The sequence below is a fragment of the Geomonas subterranea genome (genome assembly GCF_019063845.1).
Classification (GTDB): Bacteria; Desulfobacterota; Desulfuromonadia; order Geobacterales; family Geobacteraceae; genus Geomonas; species Geomonas subterranea.
Genome location: NZ_CP077683.1, coordinates 1,140,844 through 1,158,029, shown reverse-complemented (window position 1 = coordinate 1,158,029; position 17,186 = coordinate 1,140,844). Strand labels below are relative to the sequence as shown.

Below are 17,186 nucleotides of genomic sequence, written 5' to 3'. Positions count from 1 at the left end.
ACCCTCTCCCCCTGGGAGAGGGTGGCCGCAGGCCGGGTGAGGGAAGGCGCAGCCTCAGGCCGGCTCGAACAGCTTGGCGGCGGCGCGCATCTGCTCGGGGGTCCCCAGGAGGAGCACGATGTCCCCTTCCTGGAACTCCCATACCGGATCGGGGTTGGCGGCGATGTCGTCTCCCCTCTTGATGGCCACGACGGTGGCTCCGGATTGGGAACGAAGCATCCCCCCGCTGAGTCTCTCGCCCTCCATGGGCGCGTTCCTGCGCACCCTGAAGCTCCCGATCTCGGCGCCGGAGAGGAACCCGGCGATGCCGACGGCATGGCTGTGGCGTTTGCTCACGCTGCGCAGCATGTCGTAACCGTCGCGCCTGACCTCGGCGATGCAATCTTCTATCACGTCTTGCGGGATCAGGAACCGCTTCAGCACGCGGAACAGGATCTCCACCGAGGTCTCGAATTCCTCCGGGATCACCTCGTTCACGCCGAGCCGGAACAGGGGCTCCATCTCCAGCAGGTAGCGGGTGCGCACGATGACGTGAATGGAAGGGTTCATGGACCTGGCCTGCGCGGCGATGCGGCGGCTGGCCGCGGCGTCGGAGATGGCGACCACCACGATGCGGGCGTCGAGGATTCCGGCGTGCTCCAGGATCTCCGGCTTGGAGGCGTCGCCGAAGATGATCTCCTCCCCTTCCCTTCTCAGGCTGCGCACGGTGAAGGGGTTGGTCTCGACGATGACGCGCGGGATCTCCAGGTTCTTCAGGGTGCGCGCCAGGTTTTTGCCGTTGACGCCGTAGCCGACGATGATGACGTGGTCCCGGTAGCCGACCTTCCCGCCGTTTTGCGCCAGGCTGCTCCGGCCGCGGGTCCATGAGTGCGGCAGGGTGGCGGTCATGAAGTCGGATACCGGCCCCGCCAGCTTCATGCACAGCGGGGTGAGCGCCATGGTGGCGATGGAGGCACCCAGGAAAAGCTGGTAGGTTTCCGGGGTGAGCAGGCCGTACTTCAGGCCGCTGCTGGACAAAACGAAGGAGAATTCACCGATCTGGGCCAGGGAAAGTCCGGCTATGAGGGCGATGCGCATGGGGAGCCCGAGGGCGATCCCTACCGCGGAGGTGAGCAGCGCCTTCCCCACGATGATGGAAAGCACCAGGCCGAGCAAAAGGAGCGGGAACTTGAAGAGGATGGCAGGCTTCAGCAGCATCCCGACCGAGATGAAAAAGAGGCTCATGAAGGCCTCGCGGAAGGGCATGATGTCGCTGAGCGCCTGGTGGCTGTACTCCGACTCCGAGATGGCGAGCCCGGCGATGAAGGCCCCCAGCGCGAGCGAGAGCCCCACCTGCGCCGTGACCCACGCGGTTCCCATGCCGACGAAGATGATGGAGAGGACGAAGAGCTCGCGGCTCCTGGTCTTCACCACCTGCTCGAAGAGCCAGGGGACCGCGAAACGGGCGCCGTAGTGGGCACCGACGATGACGGCCACCGCCTTGGCCGAGACCACGGCGATGTCGGCGAGTCCCTTGCCGCCGCCGGCGAGGAAGGGGGTGAAGAGCATCAGGGGGACGATGCAGAGATCCTGGAAGATCAGTATGCCGAGTGCGGCTTTCCCCTGGGGGGTGTCCATTTCGCCCGCGTCCATCATCAGCTTCATCAGGATGGCGGTGGACGAGAGCGCCACCAGGAAGCCGAAGAAGACGGCCTGGGGGAACGGGAACCCTCCCATGGAGCCCAAAACGGCAACCACGGCGATGGTGAGGACTAGCTGCAACCCGCCCCCCAGGAGGACCATGTGGCGGATGCGCATCAGCTCCTTCAAGGACAACTCGATGCCGATGGTGAACAAAAGGAGCACCACGCCGTACTCGGCCATCTGCTCGACCTGGTGGGTGTTCCTGATGAAGCCCAGGGCATAGGGGCCGGCCAGAAATCCGGTGATGAGGAAGCCGATGATGGAGGGAAGCTTGAACCTGCGCAGCACTACCACGGTAAAAAGGGCTAGGCCGAAGAGAACGACGATGTCGCGCAGAGCGTGAAAATCCATGAAACCTCGCTTTTATATGCACGCGGCGCCACGGCGCCGCGCTTGCCACTTGGTCAGCTCAAGGACCGGGACGATCGATCCCGAAGCCAGGATGATGAAGCCCCAATCGAGGGGTGTCAAGGAAAAGGTCCCGAAGGGGCGGTGCAGTACCGGCAGGTAGACCACCACCAGCAGCAGGCAGATCTCCCAGAGGATGGCGCGGTTCAGCCACCGGTTGGCGAAGGGGCGCCTGAAGGCGGAATCGCGGTCCGAGCGGAAATTGTACGCGTTGAAAAACTGGATCAGCACCAGCGACACGAAGGTCACCGTCATGGCCTCCGCATCGGAACGCCCGGACGCGCGGGCCCATGCGAAAAGCGCAAGGTTCACCAGCGCGGACCAGCCCCCGCCCACCAGGATCAGCGTCACGACGAAGCGATCGAAGATGCCGCGCGAGGGGTCCCTGGGGGGACGGCGCATGAGGCCGGGGTCAGCCGGATCGACCGCGAGCGCCAGGGCGGGGAGACCGTCGGTGGCCAGGTTCACGTACAGGATCTGCACCGCACCCAGGGGGAGCGGCAGACCGGCCAGCATGGCACCCATCATGAGGCCGATCTCGCCGATGTTCGAAGACAGGAGGTACATCAGGAACTTCTTGATGTTGTCGAAGATCGCGCGCCCCTCCTCCACCGCGGCCACGATGGAGGCGAAGTTGTCGTCGGTCAGGATCATGGCGGCGGCCTCCTTGCTGACCGCGGTGCCGGTGATGCCCATGGCGATGCCGATGTCCGCTTTCTTGAGCGCAGGGGCATCGTTGACCCCGTCGCCGGTCATGGCGACCACCTCCCCGTTCTTTTGCAGGGCGGCGACGACCCGGAGCTTGTGTGCCGGGGAAACCCGCGCGTAGACCCGGATATCGGCGACCTCACGCTCCAGGGCGGGATCATCCATCGCCTCCAGTTCGGCGCCGGTGACGACACGCCCCTCTCCCAGAAGTCCGAGTTCGCGCGCCACCGCGGCGGCGGTGACCGGATGGTCCCCGGTGATCATGACCGGCCGGATCCCCGCCTCCCGGCAGATGCCGATGGCGGCGCGGGCCTCGGGACGGGGCGGATCGATCATCCCCACCAGGCCGAGCAGGGTCATCCCGGTCTCGGCCCCGGCGCGGTCGGTTCCCCGCTTGCGCGCGACGGCAAGCACGCGCAGGGCCCCGGCTGCCATCTCGCGCGCGACCTCCGAGATGCGCGCTTTAGAGGCCTCGTCGAGCGGGCGCTCCCCCTCCCCGGTCAGTTCTGCGGCACACGCGGAGAGGATCACCTCGGGCGCCCCCTTGGCGCAGGCGACCAGGACCGGGCCTTCGCCGTGCAGCGTCGTCATGCGCTTGCGCTCCGAGCTGAAGGGGATCTCGTCCCGACGCGGACAGCGGGCGGCGAGCTCAGCCTGGGACAGACCGGCCTTGGCTGCGGCAACCACGAGGGCCGCCTCGGTGGGGTCCCCCTGCGCCGACCAGCGCCCGGAGGGCTCATCCCACACCACCCTGGCGTCGCAGGCCAGGACTCCCACGCGTAGCAGTTCGGCGAGTGCGGCGGAGGGGGGGACCACGTTCCCCTGTAAATAAAATTCGCCTTCAGGGGCGTAGCCTGCGCCGGATACGTCGTACCATGCGCCGGCGCAGTAGAGGCTGCGCACGGTCATCTCGTCCCGGGTGAGCGTCCCGGTCTTGTCCGAGCAGATCACGGTGGTGCTCCCCAGGGTTTCCACGGCGGCCAGGCGCCGCATCAGGGCGTGGCGCTTGACCATGCGCTGCACCCCCAGGGCGAGGGAGATGGTGACCACGGCGGGGAGCGCCTCGGGTACCGCGGCAACCCCCAGCGCGATGCCGAAGAGGAGCATGCCGACGAACGGTTCGCCGCGCAGCAGCCCGCCGGCGACGATGACGGCGACCGCGATGAGGGCGGCGCGGGCCAGGAGATTTCCCACCCGGTCCAGATTTTCCTGCAGCGGCGTCCTCCCGGTCTCGATGCCGGAGATCATCCGGGCGATGCTGCCAAACTCGGTCTGCATGGCGGTGGCGACCACGACCCCCGCACCGCGGCCGTAGCTCACCACCGTGCCGGCGTAGGCCATGTTGCTGCGCTCGGCGAGCGGGGTTTCCGGGGAGAACACGGCTCCTCCCCCCTTGTCGACGGGAAGCGACTCGCCGGTCAGCGCCGCCTCGTCGAGCTGCAGGTTGAACGCCTCGGTGAGCCTGACGTCGGCGGCGACCCGGTCGCCGGGGCGCAAAAGGAGCAGGTCGCCGGGCACGAGGTCCCGGGCCGGCACCGTCGCCTCGTCCCCCCCCCGCAGTACGGCGGCATCCGGCGCCGCCATGCGGCGCAGCGCCTCCAGGGCGCGTTCCGCCCGGTACTCCTGAACGAACCCGAGCAGCGCCGCGAAAATGACGATGACGGCGATGGTGAGCGCCTCGACGGCGTGCCCCAGGAATGCCGAGAGGAGTGACGCGATGAACAGGATGACGATGAGGACGTTTTTGAACTGCCGGAAAAAGACGGGCCAGGGCGAGAGCGGCTTTGCGGCAGTCAGTTCGTTGGGGCCGAAGCGGGCGAGCCGCCGCGCCGCCTCGGCATGGTCGAGCCCCCCCGCGCCGGTTTCCAAGCGGTCGCAGACCTCTCCCGGCTCGAGGCTGTGCCAGGGGACCTGAAGCTGCGCTGGATGGTCAGGGGGGGTGCGCTGGCCGTTCCCCGATGCGATCACGGCTCTCCTCCCGAAAAGGCCTGCGGCGGCGGACTACCTGATGCCCGGACGGATCACCTGTCCGGGGCTGACGAAGGAAATCCCCTGTCCGGAAGTGGCGCCTATCATGACCGATTCGATGATGGGTGCGTTGATGGTGCGGTCGGACTGCCACTTCACGATGAAATTGGCGCCGAAACCGCCAGCCACGTCCTTCTCCTCGATGTGGACGTAGGTACTGGCCATCGGCGCGATGGAGAGCGGCTTGTCCTGGTAGCGGCGCAGGAGCTTCCCGCTTGTGTCGTAGTAGTCGATGGAGGTGATGCGCAGCCAGGAGTCCATGTCGGTGTTCCTAATGCTGAGAGTCGCGGCCAGTTGATACGGCAGACTGCGCGGCCCGCTGAAAACATTCGAGTAGACGGGGACGTACACCGTCTGTCCCTTGGAAAGGTGGATCTGATCGGAGGCCGACCAGCCGGAAGCGGGCACGGCGACCAGGAAAAGCAGCAACAATGACACGGTAAGGCGCATGGGATCCTCCATCTCTCTCACCCGGCACGGGCGACCGGAGCGGTATTCAGGCGTGGGTGACGGCTAGCGGTTCAGAAACGGCACCAGGCCGCGCAACAGATCCATGACGAAGTTCACCCCGGCCAAGGCGCCCAGCGCCCCGGCCACCCCGCACGCAGCAGAGACGAGACCGTTACGCATCTTCCAGGCAACGGGGATGAGGATGAATGCCATAAGCAGATAAAGGAACAGGGTGAGCAGGTGCGCGGAAAGGCGCAGGTTCGCCGCGACACTGAAGCTGTCCACCAATGTCAGGATGACGGCACTGGCAGATGCCCATAGCAGCATTCCGCGCCCGTCCGCCTTGAGTGCGGAACGGAAAACCACGATCCACACGACCGCCTTACAGAGAATAGCAAAAAAAATCATGAAAGCTCCCGGCTGTTGTTATTTTTGTAGCAATGACTTCTTCGCGGTCCGGATGACAATAACATAATTCATTCTGGATATGGTTATCGAGAGGATAAAATGGTATTATCTAGACCTTTGCGGCCGAACGGGATACTGAGACAGTGCCACAGTAGCATCGAACAGCAACCACAGTTGCTGATCCAGAGTTTACCGCGGCGCTCCTCCCCACCGCCTCCTCCCGTCAAGAGACGGGGAAGTGTAGCGCAGTGCGGGGACTGGCGCAAGATCCGCGCCTGAACAGGTTTTCCCTTGACAACCAAGCCTCCGGCGAAAGATAGTGATCCGGTGTTTACAGAATCCGGGGCGGCCCACGTGCGCGCCGCTGCGCGCGGTCAGGCGCAGCCTCCCCAAGACGACAGGTGACAGAGAATTATGTATAACGGCAAGGTGATCATTTGCGACGACGAGGTCGAGATCCTCAGGTACCTGAGCAAGATTCTATCGGCCAAGGGGCTGGAGCTCGAGGTATTCAGCTCCGGCACCTCCCTGATGAACTGCCTGGAGAACCGGGGACTTGACGACGGCGACCTGATGCTCCTCGACGTGAAGATGCCCGACCTGGACGGTCTGGAAATACTGCAGCGCGTGAAGAGGATGAAGCTGGACGTTCCGGTGGTCATGATGACCGCCTACGCCTCCATAAACTCCGCCATCGAGGCGATGAAACTGGGCGCCTACGATTACGTCACCAAGCCCTTCCCCAAGGAAAAGATCTTCGGCATCCTGGAAAAGGTCCTGGAGCGCAAGGAACTTCTCAAGGAGAACATCGCGCTCAAGGACGAGTTGGGGATCCCGTCCGCAACGACCCCGCTCATCTTCTCCTCCGAAACCTTCAGGCGCGTTCACGACATGGCCATGCTGGTGGCCCAGAGCGAGTCCAACGTGGTGATCCTCGGGGAATCGGGCACCGGGAAGGAGCTGGTCGCGAGCCTGATCCACAACAACAGCCCGAGGGCCAAGGAGCGCTTCCTCACCATCAACTGCGCCGCCCTTTCCGACACCCTTTTGGAAAGCCAGCTCTTCGGGCACGTCAAGGGCGCCTTCACCGGGGCCATCACCGCGCAGAAGGGGCTCCTGGAGGCCGCCAACCACGGCACGCTGTTTCTGGACGAGGTGGGCGACATGAGCCCCGCCATCCAGGCGAAACTTCTGCGCGTGCTGCAGGAGGGGGACTTCATCCCCGTTGGCGACACCAAGGCGAAGAGCGTGGACATCCGCTTCCTGGCGGCGACCAACAAGGATCTCGAGGAGGAGGTGCGCCAAAAGCGCTTCCGCGAGGACCTCTTCTTCCGGCTGAACGTGATCTCGCTGCACCTTCCCCCCCTGCGGGACCGCGGCGATGACATCGAGCTTTTGGCACGGCACTTCCTGGCCAAGTACGCCTCCCGCATGAAGCGGGACATCAGCGACTTCACCCGCGAGGCCATGCAGCTTCTGAAGTCCTACAACTGGCCCGGCAACATCCGCGAGCTTGAGAACGCCATCGAACGCGCGGCCATCCTCACCCGCGGCAGCACCATCACCGCCGAGACCCTGCCGGTCTGGCGCACCCCCCCCCAGCTCCCGGAAGCGAAACAGGACGGCGGCAAGCGCCTGGTCTCGCTGGAGACCGTGGAGCGGGAGCATATCCTGCACGTGCTGAAGGCCTCCGGCAACAACAAGAGCCGCGCCGCGAAGATCCTCGAGATCGCCAGGCGCACCCTGGACCGCAAGATCGAGGAGTACGGGCTGGAAGACGAGGGAGCGCGCTGATGTTAAGGCGTTTCCCGATCCGGGCCAAGCTCACCGTCGGCTCCGTCGCCCCCCTCTTCGTCGCCTTCTTCATCTGCTCCCTGGCCGGCCTCTACATCATCAACGACAAGATCGCAAGCCAGGCCCAGGAGAAGGTCCGCACCGACCTCAACTCCGCACGCGAGGTGTACCGAAACGAGTTGGAGCGGATCCGCGAGCTGATGGACCTGACGGCGACCAATCCCTACAACTCCAACTCCATCGTGGCCGGCGAGAAGAACATCCAGTTGCTCTTGCGCAGCCGGATGGAGAACAAGCATCTCGACATACTCACCGCCGTCGACGCTTCCGGCAAGGTGCTCTACCGCGCCCACAGTCCGCAGCTCAAGGGGGACCGCCAGTCCTCCTACTTCGTGCAACAGGCGCTCAAAGGAATCGCCGTCGCCGGGACCACGGTACTCACCCCGGAAGAGCTCGGCAAGGAAGGGATCTCCCTCACCAACCGCGCCACCATCCCGCTCGTGTCCACCCCGCACGCACGCCCGCGCGCCGACAAGACCGAGCGCTCCGGGATGATCATGGTTTCGGCCTTCCCGCTCAAGAACAACTCCGGCACCGTGATCGGCGCGCTCTACGGGGGGATTCTCCTCAACAACAACAACGCCCTGGTGGACAAGATCAAGGAGATCGTCTACGAGGGGGTCCAGTTCAAGGGAACCGACGTGGGGAGTGCCACCATCTTCCTCGGCGACACCCGCATAGCGACCAACGTGCGCACCACCGACGGCGCCAGGGCGATCGGGACCAGGGTCTCGGAGCAGGTCTACAAGCAGGTGATCCAGGACAAGAAGAAGTGGATCGGCCGCGCCTTCGTGGTCAACGACTGGTACTTCACCGCCTACGAACCGATCATCGACCTGCAGGGGAAGGCGATCGGCTCGCTCTACGTGGGGATGCTGGAAAAGCCGTACACCCACATGCAAAAAAGCGTCAACTCCATCCTGTACCTGGTGCTCTTCGTCACCTCGCTGATCGGTATCGCCGTATCCGGCTTCATCGGCACCCTGCTGGCGCGCCCGATCAAGGAGCTGGAGAAACTGGCGCACCGGGTTGCGCGCGGCGAGCGCGATCTGCAGATCGAGGTGGAGTCGACCGACGAGGTCGGAGACCTCGCCGAGGCGTTCAACCTGATGACCCGGGCGCTCGGGCGCCAGGAGGCGGAGATAGGTCTTTTGCACCGCGCCCTGGAGCTGAAGATCGAGGAGCGCACCGCGCAGCTCTCCGACAAGACCAAGCTCCTCGCCCAGACCCAGGCGGACTTGGCCCGCGCCGAGAAACTGGCAGACCTCGGCATCGTCGCGGCAGGCGTGGCGCACGAGATCAACACGCCGCTGGCCATCATCCGCGGCAACACCGAGGTTCTGGAGATGTGCCTCCCCAACGAACACCCAAACCGCGAAGAGGTCGATATCATCAGCCAGCAGACCGAGCGCATGGCGAAGATCGTGGGCAACCTCCTGACCTTCGCGCGCCAGAAATCCTTGAACCACCGGCAGTTCATGGTGCACGAGGTGCTGGACGACATCGTTGCGCAGATCAGGCACCAGGTCCCCATGGACGCGGTGTCGGTGAAATGGGAGTACGACCTGAACCTGGGGCCGGTCACCGGCGACACCGACCAGTTGCGACAGGTGTTCAGCAACATCATTTTGAACGCGGTGCAGGCCATGCTCCCGGACGGGGGCACCCTGCGGCTCACCACCCGCCGGCACGGCCCGGGCAACGGCTGCATCGTGGAGATCCGCGACACCGGCAAGGGTATATCTCCCGAGCACCTCGAGAAGATCTTCACCCCCTTTTTCACCACCAAGGACACCGGCACCGGCCTTGGCCTCTCGGTTTCCTACGGCATCGTGAAGGACCACGGCGGGGACATCAGGGTGTCGAGCACCCCGGGGACGGGAACCTGCTTCGAGATAGAACTGCCGGGGGTGGACCTTCTCGCCCCCGCGGTGACTGATTGACGGAGCACACAAGCTACGACGTAGGTCCGCCTCACGACCACACAATAAAAAAAAGGAGCACGACAATGAACATCGAGTGGACCAGCGATCTGGCCATCGGCGTCAACGAGATCGACGACCAGCACAAGGAAATCTTCAGGAGGTTCGATCGCCTGCTGAGTGCCTGCAACGAGGGGAAAGGGAACGAGGAAGTCCTGAAGCTGCTGCTCTTTCTCGAGGAGTACGTGAAGGAGCACTTCGCCGCAGAGGAGGAGTTGCAAAAGCGCAGCAACTATCCCGACTACCCCGCGCACAAGTCACAGCACGTCAGCTTCATGGCCAACGTGGACAAGCTGACCCGTTCCTTTCGCGACGAAGGGGCGACCCTCCCCCTGGTGATCCAGACCAACAGGACCCTCGCCGACTGGCTCATCCAGCACATCAAGAGGGTGGATACCGCCTTCGCCCGCTACCTGCGCGAGCAGTAAGGCATTTTTCACCTCAAGAAAGGATGCTGCGAAGGGGTCATCCCCGCACTCCACCGGCATTAACGAAAAGGTCCCCCTCGCGCGGCGAGGAGGACCTTTTTCATTTTGCTCTCCTGGGTTGAACTTATCGCCCTGGCGTCCGCATTCCCTCAACCTCACGAGGGGAAGGGAACCAGGAACGAGACACGCAGAGGTAGGGTTAAGACGGTTTCTTCGCGTCGGCTGCGCCTTCGCCCTTGCGGGCGCCATCCTTTCCCTGCCTGAAGGACTTCCTGTGCCGGGATCGGCCGCGGGGACGATCCCCTGCCGCGGGCTTCGCCTGCTGCTGGGCCGCACCCTTCTCCTTTTCCCTCTGCGGCTGGTTCTTTTGCTGCTCCTTTTGCTGCGGCTCGGGACGGTTGGGCGACTTGAGCCGGGCGATCAGTTCGCGCGCCCACTCGGCATCGCCGTCACAGCATTCCTTCGCCACGTACTGCAGGTCCTCTGGCGTGGTCTTGCTCGTCTTGATCTTGAACAGCCGCTCGATCAGTTCGCGGGACCAGTAGTACTCCCGGATGTATTTCTTGCCGTCAATCTCGTCGTAACTGTAGTCGGTGCAGGGAACCACGCTCTTCAGCCACTGCGGAGTGACCTTGAGCCGCGCCGCGGCCGCCTCCTTCTCGTGGTGATCGTGATCCTGGCTTTTGCGCACTATGTTGCCTGCGCCTCCCTTTTCCTCGACCACCGGGGCAACCTCGGCCTGATTGGCCAGATGCTCGAGGTACCGGGCCAGGTCCTCCAGGCCGGGGACGCTCAGGCGCGAAACGAGAGCGTCGGCACGGTAGACGACGCCGGGACGGTCGACGCGGAAGTCCACGGTCGCCTCGCTATCCCCTTCCTGGATGCCGACGCTCACTTCGAGGTCGAAGGCACCGCTGGCGAGTTGCTCGGCGAGATCACCTTCGACGGCGTCGAGTATGATACCGGTCAGGCACTCCTTGAGAGCGCCCTCTTCCACCCTGAAATAGGCGTGACCGTGGAGCCTGGCAAGCCGGTCGGAAATCTTTTGAAGATGTTCAGAGGTCATAAAATGGCACCTACCGTTAGTTGTATTTCACGTGGCCATACTCAGAGGTTGCGGCCGCCGCTTGGCAATTGACTACCCTAGCACAAGCAGGGGCAAATCGCATACATCAAATTGGCACGAAGGGGGTGACGGCGGCCGGGTGCGCCCCTTCCGCCAGCTAAAGGATGCGGGCCGGCAACGCCCGCGACGCAGCCGTCGTGGCCAAAAAAATGGGAGCCAAGGCAGGCTCCCATCACAACAAGTACAGTAATTGAATTATCAGATCACATTCGGGGCCGTAACGGCCATAACATCAAAAACTTCCCGGTCTCCATCAAGCAAAAACAACAGGTAACATTTAAAGGAACATTGCATTCACCACATCACATCAAAGCATCACACTACATCGCATAGCAGGCATTCAAACGGATACAGAGCATTGCATCACAAACCATGGGTACATCACTTAAAACCCGGGTGTCAGGCCGCCAGTGCCTGGTACAGCTGTGCGGGCAAAAACGGTTTCCGCAAGAAGGTGCTTCCTTCACTGCGCAGCTCCTGGGGAGGAGTCTCGAATTTGGAGAGCCCCCCGCTGCAAAAGACGATCCGCGCGCTCCCCCCCATGTCGCGGATCTCGCGTGCCGCCTCCACGCCGGTCATCAGCGGCATGTCGATGTCCATAATGGTGACATCGGGGCGATGCTCGCGGTACTTTTCCACCGCCTCGATGCCGTTGGTGGCCTCGGCGACGATGGTGTGTCCTTCCCTCTCCACCATGAAACGGAGCATCTGCCTGATGTCTTCAACATCATCAACTATGAGGACCCTTCTCTTCATTTCACACCCCAATACAATGAATCCAGTGGTGCCTCTGTCCCGCCGGCATTTGACGATTTATCTGCCGAAAACGTGCCCACATTGTGCAAACTTCGCACATCTCGGGGGCAGAACCTCATTTATTAGAAACCACGAAACGCACTCCCCCCGCCAACTTCGGGAAATCTTTGCCCATTTCCGTGCGCCTTTTCCCAAATTTTAATCCTGGGCCGGGAAGCGGAAACGGGCGCGCCTGCGTAATGACGGAGCCTGCGCTGCTACTGGCCCGGCCTTTACGCCGAATCCAGCGCAATGCCGCGCGAAATGGCGTAGGACATCGGGTGAAATCCCCCAAGCGGCAGCGCACCACGCGACTCTTGCTTTTGCGGACGATGTGATTAGAATTTGCTAAGCCAAATTTCAGAGGCACTACCTGCCGACGCACGGTGTTGAACCAACCTGGCAAACAACGGGACAACTCAAAGGAGGACGGATCATGGAAAGGATATTGCTCACCAACGACAGCTGGAAAGGGACCGTACTGAGAGTGGGGCTGGGCCTCGTGATGTTTCTTCACGGCGCCCAAAATCTGCTAGGATGGTTTGGAGGGCTGGGATTTGAGCACGCGATGTCTGTGATGACGACGCAGCTTATGGTGCCTAAGATGTTCGCCGTCCTGATCATCATGACCCAGTTTTTCGGAGGGATCGCATTGTTGATCGGAGCGTATGTAAGAATCGCAGCTTCTGCCGTCATAGTCGTCATGCTGGCGTCCTTGGGTGTCCTGGACTACGGCAACGGCTTTTTGACCACCTGGAGCGGCAAGCAACTCTCGCCGGGTGTGGAGTTTCAGCTTCTGGCGATTACGGTGGCGATAAACCTCATCATCTGGGGCGCAGGCCGCTGGTCCATCGACCGCGCCCTGGAAAGCCCGCGCAGCAGGATCAGCCGCGAACGCGCGGCAAGAGAGGCGGAACTGACCGTACAGCCCCCCTCCAACCTGTGAGGCGCACCTGAGACAAGGAGGATATGACCATGGTGAAATTCTACGATGCCAAGAGCGAGGCCGAACTGGCCCGCGTCGAGGCTGTGCTTAAGCAGGGCGGGATCGAGTATTTCGTGACCGGTCTCACGCGGGATGATGTAACCGGAGAAATCGAGGTGGCGGAGGAAGATCTGCCAAGGGCAGAGGAACTGCTCCTCAAAACGAAGTGACGATCCAATGCGTCCGCACCCTACCCCAGCGGACGGTCCGAATGAGCATCAGCTGTAAACGCCATCACGCCTTCCACCCTGATCTCGAGCCTCCATTGCACCTGCGGTAATCCGGCAGGCTCGAGCTCAGGGATATATCCGTTCAGCAAGGCCGTGTCCGTCGACTTCTCCACCTTCCCCACGAACTGATAGCCGTTTCCCGCTTCATCGGCGATCACGACCGAGACGTGGGGGTTGTCCTGCAGGTTCTTCATGGTGGTGGGGCAGAACCAGGACTCGAACACCAGCCGGTTCGGCTCGAACAGCGCGACGCCCCTCCCCGCCGCGAGGTGCGGGTGACCACCGGTATCACAGGTGGCAACGAAGGCATGCCCCGCCCGCTCTGCCAAATCCCTTATCTTTTCACTGATCATGTTGACATACCTCCTCTTGCCGATGCGGATAAGCCGACGATGCCAGCGCATCCTGATCGGCCACCTGCGTGAAGGATGCCGGTTCCTGCAGGCGGATGCGCCGCAGCCTGCAGCAAGAGGCGCTTGTGGGACCGCCGCTTTAGTCAGCCTGACCCTGGATCTCATCCTCGTTTCTCCTTGGGATGAATCTTTCTGCCAGCCCCCCTTGATTTAACCGTCCGTCAGCACTACGTTCTTGTAGCACCGGGTGATAAATAGTCAAGGAAGGGGTCTGGCCGCTGTGCGGCCCGGCTGCAGGTGAAGTTTGGATGGAGCGACAAGACGAAAGAACCTGCAGCTGCGGCTCTCCTTTGTTGGTGACTGAGCGTGAAGGATCTGACATACTGCCCGGCATGACCGGGGATGAGGACCACAGCGTAGAGCCGCGGGACGATTGGCGCATCGTTCCGGTCTGGCGGGTCGAGGAGCGGGGACGCAAGCTTTCCCTGCGCCAGGCACGCCTGTGGGCGCTGGTGCTGGAGTCACGCTACATCGAGTCCCGCCTGGAGCCGGGACCGCGCGGATGGCAGATCTGGGTCGCCCCGGAGAACTACGAGGCAGCCTGCCGGGAGCTGAACCTCTACGTGGAGGAGAACCGCAACTGGCCACCGTTCCTGCCGACGGTGCACCCGATGAAGGAGAACACCCTCCCTACCCTTTCCATCCTGATCCTGCTGGCCACCTTTCACAACCTGACCAGCCTGGACCTGAAGGTCCTGGGGCACTACCCTGTCGACTGGATCGACATCGGCAACGCCCATGCCGGCCTCATCCTCAAGGGGGAATGGTGGCGCCTGGTGACGGCCCTTACCCTGCACGCCGACGCACTGCACCTGGTCAGCAACCTCGCCATCGGCGGGGTCTTCATCGTCTACCTCTGCCGCGACCTGGGCTCCGGGCTCGCCTGGACCCTGCTCCTCGCCTCCGGCGTCTGCGGCAATCTGGCCAACGCCTACATCCAGCTCCCCAGTCACACTTCGGTCGGGGCCTCGACGGCGGTGTTCGGCGCGGTGGGGATCCTGGGGGCGGTCACCATGACGCGCTACCGGCACCACCTGCGCAGGCGCTGGCCGCTTCCCATCGCGGCGGCGTTGTCGCTGCTGGTGCTTTTGGGCACCGAAGGGGAAAGGACCGACCTGGGTGCGCACCTCTTCGGCTTCTTGTTCGGTTGCCTGTTCGGATTCGTCGCTGAACTGCTGGTGGGGTATGTGGGCAGGCCGGGACGTCTTGCCAACGCCCTGCTCGCGCTGGCCAGCGCCTCTGTGGTCGTTTACGCCTGGTGGCTCGCTATCGCCCAGTCAGGCTGAGTACCCGTCGGGGTCACGCCCATGGCACGTGAACAGGGGCGGATTGTTCGTACATCGGGAGCGGGGTTTGCTGTCGCTGCCGGTTGACGCCGCCCTGTCAGTCTCACTCGCTGCCGAGGATTCACTCAGAGAAAAGGAAGCGGCTTCCCGGTGCGATATGCCAGAGCATGACAGACCGCGATCAGCACTCCGTTCTGGTCATGCACCTTTATGTCATAGGTGGCCGTTTTTTTGGTGCTGTTCACCTCCCGCGCCTCCGCCCTGAGCACCGCTCCGGCCTCAGGACTCGCCACGAAATTCACCGCCACGTTGAGGGCAACGGTGACGCTGCCGACGGTCTGGCAGACGGTTTCAAAGGCCTCGTCGATGAGGGAGAAGATCGCGCCGCCGTGGGCGCGCCCGAACATGTTGTTCATCACCCCTGCCTCGTAAGCCATTTCGACGGCGGAAAAACCATCATCGAGCTGCACCAGCTCCATCTTCAACGCCTTCGCGAAGGGTTCCTGCTCAACCTGCCGGAAGATCGCCTCTTTCAGTTTCTCGTCCACGATGGACACCTCCCCTACCTTCGTTTCAGGCCGGACCTGTTGGCGCAACCTAACACACGGGGAGTCGGCTGCAAAGACAAATGACACCTCTTGCTGGAACAGGCTCACCTTTCGGCAGCACGTCCGAAGCTCCTCCCCGGCCGCCTTGACACGCCCGCATACCACCTTATACTGTGAATTTGTTTTAATTTTAAGCGACAAGCTGGCAGTTCAAGGGAGGCAACCAATGCGCACGAACTGGAACCTCAGGGTGAAGCTCCTCGTCGGCTTTGGCATCACTAGCGCGGTGTCGCTAATTCTTGCAATGACCGCTTTTTATGGCATGTCCACTGTGGACAGGAGCGCACGAAGCCTAGCTGACAGGCAGATCGGGCAGATGAGGACCATCGCCGAGATCAGTTCCGCGAACGCGGGCGCCCGCCAGCGCCTTGCCGAGGCTATGGCCACCGGAGGTCTCGCGGCAGCCCGTGTGGAACTGAACGCCGGAGCGGCCTCTGAAAAAGCCGTGACGGACCAGATTGGAAAGCTGACAGCGACGCTGGCGACCGACAAGGAAAAGGCCCTGTACCAGGCCCTTACCGCGAAGCTTGCCGCCGGCCAGTCCGCACGCGGCAGGGCCTTGCGGCTTGCGAGCCAGGGGGACAAGGAACAGGCCCTCCAGGCGCTTCGGGAGGTGCAGGCGAGACGCGGGGAGATCCAGGAGGCGCTCACACAGCTATCCGCCGCGTTCGCGGGGCAGGCATCAGCGGGCGCGCAGGCTCCAGGGACCGCGCGTAGTGCAAAAATGGCCATCATTGTCCTGCTGCTCGCCTCGCTGGGGAGCGCGTTCGCCGCAGCGTTCTGGCTAGACGGCTGCGTCACCCGCCCCATGCAACTGGCCGTAGCCACCGCCGGGCGGATCGCGCAGCGGGACCTGACCGCCAAGGTCACGGGTGAGGACTCAGCGGAAACCGGGCGGCTCATGACCGCGATCGGCAGCATGCTGCAGCATCTGCGGGATGTAGTGACGCGAACCAGTGACATCGCCAGCGGCATCGCCGCCTCCTCGAGCCTGCTGCAGCGCAGTTCAGAGCAGATGGCCAGCGGCGCTGAGCAGGTCGCATGCCAGGCCCAGACGGTAGCCACAGCAAGCGAGCAGATGTCCGCGACCTCCAACGAGATCGCCCTCAACTGTCACGAAGCGGCGAGAAACTCCAAGCAGGCCAGCAGCGCCGCGGAAACAGGGGCTCAGGTGGTGGCACAGACGGTCGAGGTAATGAACCGGATCGCCGACCGGGTCAACGCGACCTCCCGCACCGTGGAAAGCCTCGGTGAGCGTTCGGACCAGATCGGCGCCATCGTGGGCACCATCGAGGACATCGCGGACCAGACCAACCTCCTGGCGCTCAACGCGGCCATTGAGGCGGCCCGGGCCGGGGAGCAGGGGCGCGGCTTCGCGGTGGTTGCCGACGAGGTCCGCGCACTGGCTGAGCGCACGACGAAGGCGACGCGGGAAATCGGCGAGATGATCAAGGCGATTCAAGGGGAAACGAAGGGGGCGGTACTGGCGATGGAGGAAGGGGTGCGCGAGGTGCAGCAGGGGACTCAGGAAGCAGCCAAGTCGGGCGCCGCGCTGCAGGAGATACTGGATCAGATCAACGCGGTCAGCATGCAGGTGAACCAGATCGCGACGGCGGCGGAGGAGCAGACCGCCACCATCAGCGAGATCACCGGCAACATCACCAGGATCTCCGAGGTCGTGCAGCTCACCGTCCAGGGGTCCCATGATTCGTCCATGGCAGCGGCGGAACTGGCCAGCCTGTCGGACGATCTGGGCACGCTGGTGACCCAGTTCAAGGTGGCATAGGTGGAAAC

The 17,186-nt window shown here is 63.2% G+C and carries 15 protein-coding genes; 7 read left to right on the top strand and 8 right to left on the bottom strand.

All coding sequences use genetic code 11. From position 1 onward, the window contains the following. Window positions 1–54 precede the first annotated feature (54 nt). The 4 genes from KP001_RS05065 to KP001_RS05050 form a co-directional block, all read right to left on the bottom strand. Window positions 55–2,034: a monovalent cation:proton antiporter family protein gene (locus KP001_RS05065; protein WP_217288476.1), complete on the bottom strand. Its 1,980-nt coding sequence runs from the start codon at window positions 2,032–2,034 to the stop codon at window positions 55–57. 12 nt (window positions 2,035–2,046) lie between these two features. Further along, on the bottom strand, window positions 2,047–4,767 hold the full coding sequence (locus tag KP001_RS05060; RefSeq protein ID WP_239027896.1) for a cation-translocating P-type ATPase: 2,721 nt from the start codon (window positions 4,765–4,767) through the stop codon (window positions 2,047–2,049). 33 nt (window positions 4,768–4,800) lie between these two features. Continuing rightward, the gene (locus tag KP001_RS05055) at window positions 4,801–5,277 is read right to left on the bottom strand and encodes a DUF3124 domain-containing protein (RefSeq protein WP_217288475.1); all 477 of its coding nucleotides are present in this window, start codon (window positions 5,275–5,277) and stop codon (window positions 4,801–4,803) included. A 63-nt stretch (window positions 5,278–5,340) separates the two neighbouring features. Then, window positions 5,341–5,685, bottom strand: coding sequence for a hypothetical protein (locus tag KP001_RS05050; RefSeq protein ID WP_217288474.1), 345 nt, complete (start codon window positions 5,683–5,685; stop codon window positions 5,341–5,343). A 414-nt stretch (window positions 5,686–6,099) separates the two neighbouring features. Between KP001_RS05050 and KP001_RS05045 the strand changes: the two genes are divergently transcribed. The 3 genes from KP001_RS05045 (at window position 6,100) to KP001_RS05035 (ending at window position 9,949) form a co-directional block, all read left to right on the top strand. Beyond that, on the top strand, window positions 6,100–7,479 hold the full coding sequence (locus KP001_RS05045) for a sigma-54-dependent transcriptional regulator (RefSeq protein WP_217288473.1): 1,380 nt from the start codon (window positions 6,100–6,102) through the stop codon (window positions 7,477–7,479). Continuing rightward, entirely contained in the window at window positions 7,479–9,482 is a 2,004-nt protein-coding gene (locus tag KP001_RS05040; RefSeq protein ID WP_217288472.1) for a cache domain-containing protein, read from the top strand. The genes KP001_RS05045 and KP001_RS05040 overlap by 1 nt, the downstream gene beginning before the upstream one ends. 65 nt (window positions 9,483–9,547) lie before the next feature. Continuing rightward, window positions 9,548–9,949 carry a bacteriohemerythrin gene (locus KP001_RS05035; protein ID WP_217288471.1) on the top strand — a complete coding sequence of 134 codons (402 nt, stop codon included), beginning with the start codon at window positions 9,548–9,550 and terminating at the stop codon, window positions 9,947–9,949. Between the two features lie 199 nt (window positions 9,950–10,148). Here KP001_RS05035 and KP001_RS05030 read toward each other — a convergent pair whose 3' ends face one another. Then, window positions 10,149–11,015, bottom strand: coding sequence for a hypothetical protein (locus KP001_RS05030; protein WP_217288470.1), 867 nt, complete (start codon window positions 11,013–11,015; stop codon window positions 10,149–10,151). A gap of 459 nt (window positions 11,016–11,474) precedes the next feature. Beyond that, on the bottom strand, window positions 11,475–11,831 hold the full coding sequence (locus KP001_RS05025; RefSeq protein WP_217288469.1) for a response regulator: 357 nt from the start codon (window positions 11,829–11,831) through the stop codon (window positions 11,475–11,477). 475 nt (window positions 11,832–12,306) lie between these two features. Here KP001_RS05025 and KP001_RS05020 point away from each other — a divergent pair, with 475 nt between their 5' ends. Together KP001_RS05020 and KP001_RS05015 are read left to right on the top strand one after the other, a co-directional pair. Beyond that, window positions 12,307–12,816, top strand: a complete 510-nt coding sequence (locus tag KP001_RS05020; protein ID WP_217288468.1) for a DoxX family protein — start codon at window positions 12,307–12,309, stop codon at window positions 12,814–12,816. Between the two features lie 23 nt (window positions 12,817–12,839). Further along, window positions 12,840–13,025 (top strand): putative signal transducing protein, encoded by a 186-nt coding sequence (locus KP001_RS05015; RefSeq protein WP_367620599.1) that lies wholly within the window; start codon window positions 12,840–12,842, stop codon window positions 13,023–13,025. Window positions 13,026–13,045: 20 nt separating this feature from the next. Here the strand turns inward: KP001_RS05015 and KP001_RS05010 are convergent, their stop codons facing one another. Next, complete coding sequence (locus KP001_RS05010) at window positions 13,046–13,489, bottom strand: pyridoxamine 5'-phosphate oxidase family protein (RefSeq protein ID WP_239027895.1); 444 nt, start codon at window positions 13,487–13,489, stop codon at window positions 13,046–13,048. A gap of 257 nt (window positions 13,490–13,746) precedes the next feature. Here KP001_RS05010 and KP001_RS05005 point away from each other — a divergent pair, with 257 nt between their 5' ends. Continuing rightward, entirely contained in the window at window positions 13,747–14,784 is a 1,038-nt protein-coding gene (locus KP001_RS05005; RefSeq protein ID WP_217288467.1) for a rhomboid family intramembrane serine protease, read from the top strand. A 125-nt stretch (window positions 14,785–14,909) separates the two neighbouring features. Here the strand turns inward: KP001_RS05005 and KP001_RS05000 are convergent, their stop codons facing one another. Then, a complete protein-coding gene (locus KP001_RS05000; RefSeq protein WP_217288466.1) occupies window positions 14,910–15,332 on the bottom strand; it encodes a PaaI family thioesterase in 423 nt (140 codons plus the stop codon). Window positions 15,333–15,558: 226 nt separating this feature from the next. On the opposite strand from KP001_RS05000, the gene KP001_RS04995 reads away from it, so the two are divergent. After that, on the top strand, window positions 15,559–17,178 hold the full coding sequence (locus tag KP001_RS04995) for a methyl-accepting chemotaxis protein (RefSeq protein WP_217288465.1): 1,620 nt from the start codon (window positions 15,559–15,561) through the stop codon (window positions 17,176–17,178). The last annotated feature ends 8 nt before the right edge of the window (window positions 17,179–17,186 follow it).

Coding starts and splice junctions, on each gene's coding strand:
- KP001_RS05035 (WP_217288471.1), top strand. CDS start 9,548: ATGAACATCGAGTGGACCAGCGATCTGGCCATCGGCGTCAACGAGATC.
- KP001_RS05020 (WP_217288468.1), top strand. CDS start 12,307: ATGGAAAGGATATTGCTCACCAACGACAGCTGGAAAGGGACCGTACTG.
- KP001_RS05040 (WP_217288472.1), top strand. CDS start 7,479: ATGTTAAGGCGTTTCCCGATCCGGGCCAAGCTCACCGTCGGCTCCGTC.
- KP001_RS05065 (WP_217288476.1), bottom strand. CDS start 2,034: ATGGATTTTCACGCTCTGCGCGACATCGTCGTTCTCTTCGGCCTAGCC.
- KP001_RS05005 (WP_217288467.1), top strand. CDS start 13,747: ATGGAGCGACAAGACGAAAGAACCTGCAGCTGCGGCTCTCCTTTGTTG.
- KP001_RS05030 (WP_217288470.1), bottom strand. CDS start 11,015: ATGACCTCTGAACATCTTCAAAAGATTTCCGACCGGCTTGCCAGGCTC.
- KP001_RS05025 (WP_217288469.1), bottom strand. CDS start 11,831: ATGAAGAGAAGGGTCCTCATAGTTGATGATGTTGAAGACATCAGGCAG.
- KP001_RS05010 (WP_239027895.1), bottom strand. CDS start 13,489: ATGCGCTGGCATCGTCGGCTTATCCGCATCGGCAAGAGGAGGTATGTC.
- KP001_RS05055 (WP_217288475.1), bottom strand. CDS start 5,277: ATGCGCCTTACCGTGTCATTGTTGCTGCTTTTCCTGGTCGCCGTGCCC.
- KP001_RS05045 (WP_217288473.1), top strand. CDS start 6,100: ATGTATAACGGCAAGGTGATCATTTGCGACGACGAGGTCGAGATCCTC.
- KP001_RS04995 (WP_217288465.1), top strand. CDS start 15,559: ATGCGCACGAACTGGAACCTCAGGGTGAAGCTCCTCGTCGGCTTTGGC.
- KP001_RS05015 (WP_367620599.1), top strand. CDS start 12,840: ATGACCATGGTGAAATTCTACGATGCCAAGAGCGAGGCCGAACTGGCC.
- KP001_RS05050 (WP_217288474.1), bottom strand. CDS start 5,685: ATGATTTTTTTTGCTATTCTCTGTAAGGCGGTCGTGTGGATCGTGGTT.